Source organism: Methylomonas aurea, assembly GCF_024505045.1.
Lineage (GTDB): Bacteria > Pseudomonadota > Gammaproteobacteria > Methylococcales > Methylomonadaceae > Methylomonas > Methylomonas aurea.
Window position 1 is genome coordinate 75,209 of the sequence record NZ_JANIBM010000005.1, and the last position, 12,619, is coordinate 87,827.

Consider the following 12,619-nt stretch of genomic DNA (forward strand, 5'->3'; position numbering starts at 1 on the left):
CGATGAGTACCCTACATTTTATCTATCCGTCAGATCATCAGTAATTCAAACTCATGTCCCGTTCCCAGTCACTCAACCTCAAATCCGGCCAAGTCGATTTAACCCACGGCGGCGGCGGCCGGGCCATGGCGCAGTTGATCGATCAGTTGTTCATCAAGCATTTCGACAACGACTTGCTCAATCGCCGCAACGATCAGGCCTTGTTCAACGTGCCGGCCGGGCGTTTGGCGATCAGTACCGACGGCCACGTGATTTCGCCGTTGTTTTTTCCGGGCGGCGACATCGGCTCGCTGGCGGTGCACGGCACCTTGAACGACGTGGCGATGTCCGGCGCCAAACCGCTGTATTTGGCGGCGGCTTTTATCCTGGAAGAAGGCCTGCCGCTGGCCGACCTGGAACGCATCGTCGCCAGCATGGCGGCGGCGGCGAATAAAGCCGGCGTGCCGATTGTGACCGGCGATACCAAGGTGGTCGAGCGCGGCAAGGCCGACGGCGTGTTCATCACCACCACCGGCGTCGGCCTGGTGCCGGACGGCGTCGAGATTTCCGGCGACCGCGCAGCAGCGGGCTGCGCGGTGCTGCTGAGCGGTTCGATCGGCGATCACGGCGTTTCCATCATGGCCAGCCGCGAGAACTTGCAGTTCGAGACCAGCATCGTTTCCGACTCGGCGGCCTTGCACGGCATGGTGGCCGACCTGGTCGCCGCGGCGCCGAATGCGATCCGCTGCCTGCGCGACCCGACCCGCGGCGGCCTGGCGGCGGTCTTGAACGAATTGGCCGGCCAGTCCGGGGTCGGCATCGTGATCGACGAAGCCCGGATTCCGGTCAAGGCCCAAGTCAAGGCGGCCTGCGAAATTCTCGGTCTCGATCCTTTATACGTCGCCAACGAAGGCAAACTGGTCTGCATCTGCGATGCCGATGCGGCCGAGACGCTGCTGGCGGCGATGCGCCGGCATCCGCTGGGCGGCGACGCCGCCATCATCGGCGAAGTCGTCGCCGATCCGCACCGTTTCGTGCAAATGACCACGGCTTTCGGCGGCCGGCGCATCGTCGATTGGCCGGTAGGCGAGCAACTGCCGCGCATCTGCTGATGGCGGGCAAGGCCATCCGCGCCCGCGGCGTGGTGCAGGGCGTCGGCTTTCGGCCGGCGATGTGGCATTTGGCGCGCCGCTGCGGCCTGACCGGCGAGGTCTGGAACGACGGCGAAGGCGTGATGATTCATGCCTTCGGCAGCGCCGACGCTTTGGAGCGGTTTATCGCCCGGATTCCATGCGAACTGCCGCCGCTGGCAAGGTTGGACGGGTTGGAATGCCTGGACTTGAATCAAGCCGCGCCGGACGAATTTCGCATCGTCGCCAGCCGGCCGGACGGCATCGCCACGCCCATCGCCGCCGACGCCGCCACTTGCCCGGAGTGTCTGGCCGACATCGCCGATCCAACCAATCGCCGCTACCGTTACCCGTTTACCAACTGCACCCACTGCGGCCCGCGCCTGTCCATCGTCCGCGCCGTGCCCTTCGACCGCGCCAACACCAGCATGGCGGCCTTTGCGATGTGCCCGGACTGCCAGCGCGAATACGACGATCCGGCCGACCGCCGCTTTCACGCCCAAGCCAACTGCTGCCCGGTTTGCGGGCCAAGCTTGTGGCTGGAAGCGGCCGAGGACAGCAGCGAACCCGCGCTCGGCGCCACCGGCAGCCAAACTAGGATGGTTCCGTTCGCCCCGAGCATTTCGAAGGCTGCAGGGGAAAATCCGCGGGCCCAAGTCAAGCCGCTGATGCTTCGACCAGCTCAGCACCAACGGCTTGACTTAAAGGCATTGGCGCCGGACGTGGGCAGCATGGACGATGTGATCCGGCAAGCTGCCGAATTGATCCGCCAAGGCCGCATCGTCGCCATCAAAGGCCTGGGCGGCTTTCATCTGGCCTGCGACGCAACTAATGCCGCGGCGGTGGACTCCCTCCGCCAGCGCAAACGCCGTTACGCCAAACCGTTCGCGCTGATGGCCCGCGATTTAGCCATGGTGCATCGCTTTGCCGCAGCCGACGCGGCCGAAAACCTTGCCTTGCAAGACAGGGCCGCGCCCATCGTGCTGCTGCGCGCCCGCGGCGAAGCACTGGCCGGCGGCGTGGCACCGGGCGACGCCAAACTCGGCTTCATGCTGCCTTACACGCCGCTGCATACTTTGTTGATGCAGGAATTGGACAACCCCATCGTGCTGACCTCCGGCAATGTTAGCGACGAGCCGCAATGCATCGATAACGACGATGCGCGGCAAAAGCTCGCCGGCATCGCCGACTTTTTTCTGCTGCATCAGCGCGACATCGTCAACCGGCTGGACGATTCGGTGGCGCGGCTGATGGACGGCGAGATCCGCCTGCTACGGCGGGCGCGCGGTTATGCGCCGCAAGCGTTGCCGTTGCCGCCCGGTTTCGAGCAGGCCGCGCCTGTGCTGGCGATGGGGGCCGAGCTGAAAAACAGCTTCTGCCTGCTCAGATCCGGTCAGGCCGTGGTCAGCCAACATATCGGCGACCTGGAAAATGCTGCGGTACAAACCGATTACCGCCACGCCATCGAGCTGTACCGACAGTTGCATGGCTTCCGGCCCGAACGGATTGCGATAGACCGCCACCCCGGCTATCTGTCCAGCCAATACGGCCAAAGCTTGGCGGCAGCGCAAGGCTTGCCCTGCTTGACCGTCCAGCATCATCACGCCCATTTGGCCGCCTGCCTGGCCGAACACGGCGTGGCGCTGGACGCGCCGCCGGTATTGGCGGCGATATTCGACGGGCTGGGCATGGGCGAGAACGGCGAACTGTGGGGCGGCGAGTTCTTGCTGGGCGATTACCGCGGCTTTAGCCGCTTAGGCCATTTTCAGCCGATTGCCTTGCCCGGCGGCAGCCAAGCCATGCGCGAGCCCTGGCGCAATGCCTATGCCCAACTCAGGCATTATTTCGTTTGGGACGAACTACTGGCGGAATTCGGCAATCTGCCGTTCTTGCAAGGTTTGGCGAACAAGCCGCTGGCGACCTTGGATACGATGATGGCCAAAAACCTGAACGCACCGCTCTGTAGTTCGGTCGGCCGCTGGTTCGACGCGTTCGCCGCCGTGCTGGACTTGCACGCCGAGCGAGCCGATTACGAGGGCCAGGCGGCGATTGCGCTAGAGAATCTGGCGGCGCCGGCGTTCGCCGGCGAAACCGCCTATCCGCAGGCTTGGCAGCTAAACCAAATGGAAGGAAAGCAGGTGTTGACTTGGCGCGGTTTATGGCAGGCCGTGTTGCGCGATCTGGCCGGCGGCTGCGATAAGGCGGCGATTGCCGCCCGTATCCACCATAGCCTGATCGCGGCCAGCGTGGAAAGCTTATGCCGGCTTGGCCGGGAAAGCGCGGTAGATACGGTCGTACTGAGCGGCGGCGTATTTCAAAACCGGTTGTTGCTGGAAGGTGTGGCGGAAGGCTTGCGCCGCCAGGGCAAAACCGTGCTGCTGCCGCAGCGCTACCCGGCCAACGACGGCGGTCTGGCCTTGGGCCAAGCGGTGATTGCCGCCGCGGCCGGCATCAGTTAGCGGCGTTGCTGTCGGCCAGTTCGACGTGAAAGCGGCCGTAGCGCTGCAAGATTGCCGGCAACAGCAACAGGTTCAGTGCCGTGGACGATGCCAGGCCGCCGATGATTATGGCCGCCATCGGCCCCATGATCTCGCGGCCGGGGTTGTCGCTGCCGACCGCGATCGGCAACATCGCCAGTGCGGTGACCAGCGCCGTCATCAGGATCGCCGGCAGGCGCTCCTGAGCGCCGCGGATCAGCGTCGCGGTGGACCATTCCTGGCCTTCGAATTCGATCAGATGCCGGTAATGCGAAATCAGCATGATGCAGTTGCGCACGGTGATGCCGAACAAGGTGACGAAGCCGACAAACGAGCCGACCGACAACGTGGCGTCGGTAACGACGACCGCGGCGACGCCGCCCAACAGCGCAAACGGCAGATTCAATAAGGTCAGCAGCATATGGCGCAGGCTGCCGAATGCGATAAACACGAAAATCAGCACGCCGGCGCCGGCCAACAAGGCATGAATCACCAAGGTTTGCCGGGCCTTGGCCTGTTCCAGCGCGGCGCCGATGAATTCCGGATAGCTGCCGTCGCGCCAGCTCAATTCGGTTTGTACCCGTTGCTTCAATTCGGCCATGAAACCATCCATATCGCGGCCTGCCACCTTGCAGGTCACGGTCTGAATCCGCTGCGCGCCCTGGTGCAGGATGTTGTAGCGGCCCTCGCCGTGGCGGATGTCGGCCACTTCGCCGAGCAAAACCCGCTGGCCTTCGCCGTTTTTCAAGGGCAATTGCCCCAGGTAATCCGGTTGGCTGCGCCATTCCGGCGGCAGCGACACCGCGACGTTGAAGATGCGATTGCCCTGCAAGTTCTTGCCGACGATGCGGCCCTCGTAAGCGGTTTGCAATGCCGCCATCACTTGCGCCGGGCTGATGCCGCGGAATTTCAGGCGTTCCAGATCGAGTTGCACTTGCAGCAAACTGGTGGCCGGCGGCGAACGCAATTGCACGTCTTCGGCGCCGGGCAGGGTCTCGATCAGTGCGGCCAGTTGTTGGGCCTTGGCGTCCAACTCCGCCAGATCGTTGCCGTAGATGTTGACTACCACCGGCGCGGTGTAACCGGAAATGGTTTCGTCGACCCGTTCGGTCAGGAAGGTGTTGGCCTCGTAATGGATGCCGGGGAAACTGTCCAGAATGGCGCGGATTTCGTCTAGCACCCGTTGCTGTTCGCCACCGGATAGGGGATGCAAACGTACTTCGTATTCGCTGTAATGGCTGCCGTAAGTGTCGGCGCCGCGTTCGGCGCGGCCGGCCCATTGCGATACCGATTCGACGCCGGCCACCGCCATCAGCCGTTCGCTCACCAGGCTGCCGAGCCGGATCGATTCCGGCAACGAGGTGCCGGGCACACTTGCGGTGTGGACGATGAAGTGGCCTTCGCGCAGTTCCGGCAGAAATTTGTGGTCCAGTTGCAGGAAGGCGGCGATGCCGACCAGGCAGGCCGCGGCTCCGGCCAGCGCCACGCCTTTGAAATGGCGTATCGCCCACAGTAGCTGCCTGGCATATAGCGGTTTCAACCAACGCAACAGCGGCGGATCGCTGTCGTCCGGTAGCTTGGATCTGAACAACAGGTGGCATAGCGCCGGCGTCAGTGTCAGCGCCACCAGCAGTGACATCAGGATTGCCAGGATGTAGGACGCGCCGAGCGGCGCGAACAGCCGGCCGCTGACGCCGTCCAGCGTCAACAGCGGCACGAACACCAGCGCGACGATGAAACTGGCGTAGACCACCGAACTGCGTACTTCCAGCGAGGCCTGGTAGACCACGTGCTCGGTCGGGTCCGGGAAGATTTTGAGACGGTTTTCGCGCAGGCGGCGAAAGATGTTCTCGGTATCGATGATGGCGTCGTCCACCACTTCGCCCAGCGCGATTGCCAGGCCGCCCAGCACCATGATGTTCAGATTCACGCCAGCTTCCAGGAGCACCAGCGCGGCGCTGAGGAGCGATAGCGGAATCGCGGTGGCGGCGATGAAGGCGCTGCGTAAGTTGAACAAGAACAGGTAAAGCACCGCCAGCACGAACAGACCGCCGAGCAACAAATGGCCGGACAGGTTATGCAGCGAGGTTTCGATGTAGTCCGCCGGGCGGAACAGATGCGGGTAAAAAGCGATGTTTTGCTGTTGGAAGATCGGCTGGAAGTCCTGCAGTACCGCTTCGACCTGGCGCGAAACCGACAGGGTATTGGCGCCGTACTGGCCGATCACCATCAGCACGATGCCCGGTTTGCCCATGATCTGGGCCGCGCCGATCGGCGGTTCGGCGCCGTAGGCGATTTGGGCGACGTCGGCCAGCGTCACATTCATGCCGTCCTGGCGTTTGACCACCAGTTGCTTGAATTGCTCGGGATTGGCCGGCTGGCCGCCGATCTGCAAGGTAAAACGCTGGTTGGCGTTTTCGATGAAGCCGGCACCGTTCATCTCCGCCGCACCGGCCGTCGCGGCGACGATATCGTCGATAGACAGGTTGAAGCGTTGTAGCGCCGCCGGTTGCAGTTGCACTTGCAATTGCTGGATGTCGCCGCCGAATACATTGACGTCGGCCACGCCGGGAACGGCCAGCAGCCGCGGCACCAGACTCCAATCCACCAGGCTGCGCAGGTCCATCAGCGATTTGGTATCGGAGCTGACGCCTATGGTCAATACGGTGGCCGACGACGACGACAGCGGTACCGCCACCGGCGTGCCGACGCCGGCCGGCAAGCGTTGGCTCAGGCTAGTCAGGCGTTCGCTGACCAGTTGCCGGTTGCGGTAAACGTCGCTATGCTCGGAGAACGTTGCCGTGACGATCGATAAACCCTGGATCGATTGCGAACGCAGGGTTTGCAGGCCGATCAGGCCGCTGATCGAGTTTTCGATTTGCTGGGTGACCAGCACTTCCACCTGTTCGGCGGCCAGGCCAGGCGCTTCGGTTTGGATGATGACCTGTTTCGGCGCAAATTCCGGAAAAATGTCGAGGCCGGCGTTGGCGAAACGATAGCTGCAGTAAACGAACAGCAGCAAGGCCAGCGTGACGACGATGCCGGAATAGCGAATCGAAAATCGGACCAGAAGTGCGAGCATGGCGGTGGGCGAGATTGAACTAAGCCGGTTATTGTGCCTTGTCGGCCGGCCGCGGTCCATCGCGGCCTAGGCCGGAGTTGCCAGCGGATTCGGTTTCTGCGCGGGCGGTCGCGCCGCGCCTTATCTGTGATGCGGCCGGACAAATCGCCGCCGATAGGCTTTGCCGGCTCCGCCAAACTGCATTAACATCGGTCGCAATGCCAATCGGGGGGATTTACAGTCATGGACAGCCAGCACATCGATTTACACAGCGCGATCATCTCGTTGACCTGCGCGCTGGACTTGGTCGGGATAGACGAAGTCAAACACGGCAAACGGGTGGCGATGATGGCATGGCACATCGCCGGAAAGCTGGCTTGGTCGGCGGAGGATAGGCTCAGTATTCTGCATGCCGGCATGCTGCATGATTGCGGCGTAGCCAAAATTCGCGAACACCGGCATCTGACCGAATCGCTGGAATGGGACGGTGCCGAAGCGCATTGCGAGCGCGGCGAGGAATATCTGCGGGCCTGTCCGCCGCTCAGCCATCTGGCCGAGGAAATCCGTTACCACCATACTCGTTGGGAAAACCTGGTGCAATTGCCGTTGTCCGACAGAACGCGGCTGCGCGCCAATCTGCTGTTCCTGGCCGATCGCATCGATGTGTTGCAGGTGCCTTATCTGGCCAGCGAGCGGATTTTGATTGCGGCACCGCAGATCGTCGAGCGGCTGCAAAGTTATTCCGGCAGCCTGTTTTGCCCGGAATTACTCGATGCGTTTGCCGACCTGGCGCAGAGCCAGGCGTTCTGGCTGGCGATGGACCCGGATTACCTGGATGAGGATTTGCGTAATCTGGGCGACCATTTGCCGATGGTGGTGTTGCCGTATCCGGATTTGCGCGAGATCGCCCGGCTGTTCTCGCGGGTGGTCGACGCGAAGAGCCCCTACACCGAACTGCATTCCGAACGGGTGGCGCAGATCGCCCGCCGGCTGGCCCAGTCGTTCGGCATCGAAGACGCCAACCTGGAGCAAGTCGAGATCGCCGGTTTGCTGCACGACATCGGCAAATTGCGGGTGTCGGAAGACATCATCGACAAACCCGGCAGTCTGACCCCGGAAGAGCGGGCCTGCATGCAGCGCCACAGTTACGATACCTACCGGATTCTGCAGCGGGTGTTCGTCGATTCGAAAATTCCGGAGTGGGCCGGACTGCACCACGAAAATCTGCGCGGCGAAGGCTATCCGTTCAAAACCGCGGCGACGGCGTTGCCGCTGGAGTGCCGGATTATCAGCGTCGCCGATATTTTTCAGGCCCTGGCCCAGTCCCGGCCTTACCGGGCCGGCATGCCGTTGTCGGAAATCATGGCTTACCTGGAGCGGCGGGTTGCCGACGGCGTGCTGGACGCAGACGTGGTCGAGAAACTGAAAGCCGATGCCGAAGGCTACTACGATCTGGCCCAGGGCGAATTTCGTCCGAGTTAAACCTGTCCGGCGTTAGCCGGCCGGAGGCGGCGTAAATCCGGGTATAATGCGGCTCCGATTTACCCTGCCGATCCGCCCCGAGCCGATGTCCGAAGACCACTATTTCCTGCCCGATCAAACTTTAGAGTCGCTGAAAGTTCCGCCGCATTCGATTCAAGCCGAGCAATCGGTGCTAGGCGGCTTATTGCTGGACAACCAGACCTGGGATTCCGTCGCCGACAAGGTCGGCGAGAACGATTTCTATCGCCGCGACCACCGCTTGATTTTCCGGGCGATTGCCGAATTGGCCGAGCGGCAGGACCCGTTCGACGTGGTCACTATCTCCGAGGTGCTGGAAACCACCGGCGAGTTGCAGGATGTCGGCGGCCTGGCTTATTTGAGCATGCTGGCACGGGATACGCCCAGCGCCGCCAACATCGTCGCCTACGCCAACATCGTCCGCGACCGTTCGGTGTTGCGGCAATTGATTCACGTCGGCACTGAAATTTCCGACTCGGCGTTCAGTACCGAAGGCCGGGAAACCGCCGAATTGCTGGAGAACGCCGAACGCAAGGTGTTCGAAATCGCCGAACAGCGGCAGAAGGGGCAGGGCGGTTTCAATTCGATCAAATCGCTGTTGGCCAAGGCGGTCGACAAAATCGAGATGTTGTACGAGCAGGACGGCGACATCACCGGTGCCAGCACCGGCTTCACCGATCTGGACGAAAAAACCTCCGGTTTGCAACCGTCCGATTTGATCATTGTCGCCGGCCGGCCGTCGATGGGTAAGACCACGATCGCGATGAACATGGCCGAAAACGTCGCGCTCAAAAGCGGCATGCCGGTGGCCGTGTTCAGTATGGAGATGCCGGGCGAGGCGCTGGCGATGCGGATGATGTCGTCGCTGGGCCGGATCGACCAGCACAAGGTCAGGACCGGTAAGCTGGACGACGACGACTGGCCGCGTTTGACCTCGGCAATCAACTTACTGGCCGAGACCAAGATGTTCATCGACGACACTCCTGCTTTGACACCGACCGAGGTGCGCTCCCGCGCCCGCCGCTTGACCCGCGAACACGGCCAGCTCGGCTTGATCGTGATCGACTATTTGCAGTTGATGCAATCGCCGGCCAGCGGCGACAACCGGGTGCAGCAGATTTCCGACATCTCGCGCGGCTTGAAGGCGTTGGCCAAGGAACTCAACGTGCCGGTTATCGCTCTGTCCCAGCTCAACCGTAACCTGGAGCAACGGCCGAACAAACGGCCGGTGATGTCGGATTTGCGGGAATCCGGCGCGATCGAGCAGGACGCCGACTTGATCATTTTCGTTTACCGCGACGAGGTCTACCACGAAGACAGCCCGGACAAAGGCATCGCCGAAGTCATCATCGGCAAGCAGCGGAACGGCCCGTTGGGCACGGTGCGGCTGACTTTCCTGGGTCAATACACTCGCTTCGAGAATTTCGCCGGGATTTACGACGGTCCGGAGGACTACGAATGATCCCGCCGGCTTACGTGCGCCTGGATCTGGATGCGGTGCGCCACAACCTGGAACAGGTCAAACGCTACGCGCCGGACAACAAAATCATGGCGGTGATCAAGGCCAACGCTTACGGCCACGGCATGGACCGGGTCGCGGCGGCGCTGGCACGGGCCGACGGCTTTGCCGTGGCCAGGGTGGACGAGGGTGCCCGCTTGCGCCAGGCCGGGTTCGAACAGCCGATCACCGTGTTGCAAGGCTTCGTCTGCGCCGACGAATTGCAGCAGTTATTGAAATACCGCTTGGCGGCGGTGATCCATGCGCCGCAACAAATCGCCATTCTGCAACAGCAACCGGCCGCCGGCGTCAAACTGGCGGTATGGCTGAAGCTGGATACCGGCATGAACCGGCTCGGATTCAAGGCCAACGATTTCGCCGCCGCCTACCAGGCTTTGCTGGCCTGTGCGGCGGTCGAACAACCGATCAATCTGATCACCCATTTCGCCAATGCCGATGATTTATTGGACGACAAAACCCGGCGCCAGATCGATCTATTCAACGATGCCGTCAAAGATTATCCCGGCCAGCGCAGCATCGCCAATTCGGCCGGCATCATCGGCTGGCCCAGCGTCCGCCTCGGCTCGGTTCAGGACCGGGCCAGCGATTGGGTCAGGCCGGGCTTGATGCTGTACGGCTGCTCGCCGTTCGCCGGCAAAACCGGAGCCGATTTCGGCTTGAAGCCGGTCATGAGCCTGCATTCGCGGCTGATCGCAGTCAAAGACATTGCCGCCGGCGAAAGCGTCGGTTACAGCGGTACCTGGACTTGCCGCAGCGCCACCCGCCTGGGCGTGGCGTCCATCGGCTACGGCGACGGCTACCACCGCGCCACCCGCAGCGGCGCGCCGGTGTTGGTCAACGGCCGGCGGGTGCCGCTGGTCGGCCGGGTGTCGATGGACATGATTACCGTCAACCTGAACGATCTGCCCGACGCTCAGCCCGGCGATCCGGTCACGCTGTGGGGCGACGGCCTGCCGGTCGAAGAAATCGCCCACCACGCCGACACGATACCCTACACCTTGCTATGCGGGATTACGCAGCGGGTGCAGGTGATGTCAGGCGAAGACAGCTGAGTTGTTGGCTTGATTTGGCATGGCTTGACGCTGAGGATAACGCAAGCAACCTGTTAGGACCGGGTCGATCATGCCGCGCAACGCCGTTTGTCGGTTCTAGCAGGAGTGTCTGTCGTTGATTCGATAACTTGGTTATCATCCAGTTCTATTCGATTGCTTTTTGTGGAGGGCACGATGACCGAGTCTAACCGTTGCAGCCGGATGGGATCGTTTTGGCTAAGTTGTTGGCTGATACTGTTCGCACCATTCTCCATTGCGGATAGCAAACCAGCCGCCTGGCCGACTTTCGTTGAAGAATTCATCGCCGGCTATTTCGAACAACAGCCCACCTTCGCTGCAGAGGCCGGCCGGCACGAGTTTGATGGCCGTTTGCCGGACTGGAGCCCGGCAGGGTTGCGCCGCACCGAGAGCTGGCTGGAAGCGCAGCGGCTGCAAGCGCTGGCGTATCCGGACCAGGCGCTGACGTCCGCGCAGCGTTTCGAGCGCGATTATTTGCTGGCGACCGTCGCCAAAGAATTGTTCTGGCGGCAAGTCGCGCGGCGGCCGTTCAAGAGCCCGCAGTTTTATGCCGGCGCGCTGGACCCGAACCTTTACATCAGCCGGCCCTATGCGCCGTTGGCGGAGCGGATGCGGGTGTTCATCGCCTACGCCGGCAACGTGCCGCGCGCTGCGGCGCAGATTCGCGCCAATCTGGAACTGCCGCTACCGCGCACTTATATCGACATCGGCAAGACCGTGTTCGGTGGCCTGGCCAAGTTTTACGAAGTCGAGGCCAAGGCGGCGTTTGCCGGTGTCGCCGATCCGGCGTTGCAACGCGAATTCGCCGAACAGGTCGGGCCGGCGGCGCAGGCGCTACGCGAGTTGGTGGCTTGGCTGGAACAGCAAAGGCCGACCGCGACCGACGCTTTCGCGCTGGGTCCGGAAAAATTCAGCCGGATGCTGGCCGACACCGAAGCCGTCGAGATACCGCTGCCGAAATTGGAGCAGATGGGCCGCGCCGATTTGCGGCGCAATCTGAAAGCATTGGCACAAGCCTGCCGCCGGTTTGCGCCGCGGGCGACCACGGCCGAGTGCGTGGCGCAGGCCGAGGCGCATAAACCGCCGGCCGGTCCGGTTGCTGTCGCCACCGAGCAACTCAAGCACTTGAAAGCCTTCGTCGCTGAGCGACAATTGCTGACGATTCCCAGCGACGACGAAGCAACCGTCGCGCCATCGCCACCCTACGCCCGCTGGAATTTGGCTTACATCGACATTCCGGGGCCTTACGAGCACGGCTTGCCGTCGGTGTATTACGTGGCGCCGCCGGACCCGGCCTGGACCGCGGCGGAGCAGGCCGCCTATCTACCCGGCCAGGCCAATTTGCTGTTCGTATCGGCGCACGAAGTCTGGCCCGGCCATTTTCTGCAATTCCTGCACGCCCACCGGGCCGGCTCCAAGTTTGCTCAGTTGTTCGGCAGTTATGCCTTTTCCGAGGGCTGGGCGCATTACAGCGAAGAATTGGTCTGGGAGGCCGGCCTGAACGATGGCGATCCTGAAACCCACACCGGACAGTTGGTCAACGCCTTGCTGCGCGACGTGCGTTTTCTGGCGGCACTGGGTTTGCACACCCAGGGCTGGAGCGTGGAACAGGCCGAGCAAATGTTTCGGGAGCAAGCGTTTCGCGATCCGGGCAACGCCCGCCAGCAGGCCGCGCGCGGCACTTTCGATCCAGCCTATCTGAATTACACCTTGGGTAAATTGCTGATTCGGCAATTGCGCGACGACTGGTGTGCCCAGCGCGGCGGCCGCGCCGCCTGGCGCGAATTTCACGACGCGTTTTTAAGTTACGGTTCGCCGCCGATTCCGTTGGTCAGCAAGGCAATGTTGGCCGGACGGGACTGAGCGGTTGGCCGTTGAATTGG

The 12,619-nt window shown here is 62.4% G+C and carries 7 protein-coding genes; 6 read left to right on the top strand and 1 reads right to left on the bottom strand.

The genetic code is table 11. From position 1 onward, the window contains the following. Nucleotides 1–53 precede the first annotated feature (53 nt). Both hypE and hypF read left to right on the top strand, forming a co-directional pair. Nucleotides 54–1,091, top strand: a complete 1,038-nt coding sequence (gene hypE, locus NP603_RS06370; RefSeq protein WP_256610083.1) for a hydrogenase expression/formation protein HypE — start codon at nt 54–56, stop codon at nt 1,089–1,091. After that, nucleotides 1,091–3,568, top strand: a complete 2,478-nt coding sequence (gene hypF / locus NP603_RS06375) for a carbamoyltransferase HypF (protein ID WP_256610084.1) — start codon at nt 1,091–1,093, stop codon at nt 3,566–3,568. The genes hypE and hypF overlap by 1 nt, the downstream gene beginning before the upstream one ends. Here hypF and NP603_RS06380 read toward each other — a convergent pair. Further along, entirely contained in the window at nt 3,561–6,668 is a 3,108-nt protein-coding gene (locus tag NP603_RS06380) for an efflux RND transporter permease subunit (RefSeq protein WP_256610085.1), read from the bottom strand. The two genes, hypF and NP603_RS06380, sit on opposite strands and share 8 nt — an antisense overlap. Nucleotides 6,669–6,890: 222 nt before the next feature. Between NP603_RS06380 and NP603_RS06385 the strand changes: the two genes are divergently transcribed. The 4 genes from NP603_RS06385 to NP603_RS06400 all read left to right on the top strand — a co-directional run bounded on the left by NP603_RS06385 (nt 6,891) and on the right by NP603_RS06400 (nt 12,599). Beyond that, the gene (locus NP603_RS06385; protein ID WP_256610086.1) at nt 6,891–8,129 is read left to right on the top strand and encodes an HD-GYP domain-containing protein; all 1,239 of its coding nucleotides are present in this window, start codon (nt 6,891–6,893) and stop codon (nt 8,127–8,129) included. Nucleotides 8,130–8,214: 85 nt separating this feature from the next. Then, a complete protein-coding gene (dnaB, locus tag NP603_RS06390; protein ID WP_256610087.1) occupies nt 8,215–9,609 on the top strand; it encodes a replicative DNA helicase in 1,395 nt (464 codons plus the stop codon). Next, nucleotides 9,606–10,718, top strand: coding sequence for an alanine racemase (alr, locus tag NP603_RS06395; RefSeq protein ID WP_256610088.1), 1,113 nt, complete (start codon nt 9,606–9,608; stop codon nt 10,716–10,718). The genes dnaB and alr overlap by 4 nt, the downstream gene beginning before the upstream one ends. Nucleotides 10,719–10,892: 174 nt before the next feature. Continuing rightward, nucleotides 10,893–12,599: a DUF885 domain-containing protein gene (locus tag NP603_RS06400; protein WP_256610089.1), complete on the top strand. Its 1,707-nt coding sequence runs from the start codon at nt 10,893–10,895 to the stop codon at nt 12,597–12,599. The last annotated feature ends 20 nt before the right edge of the window (nt 12,600–12,619 follow it).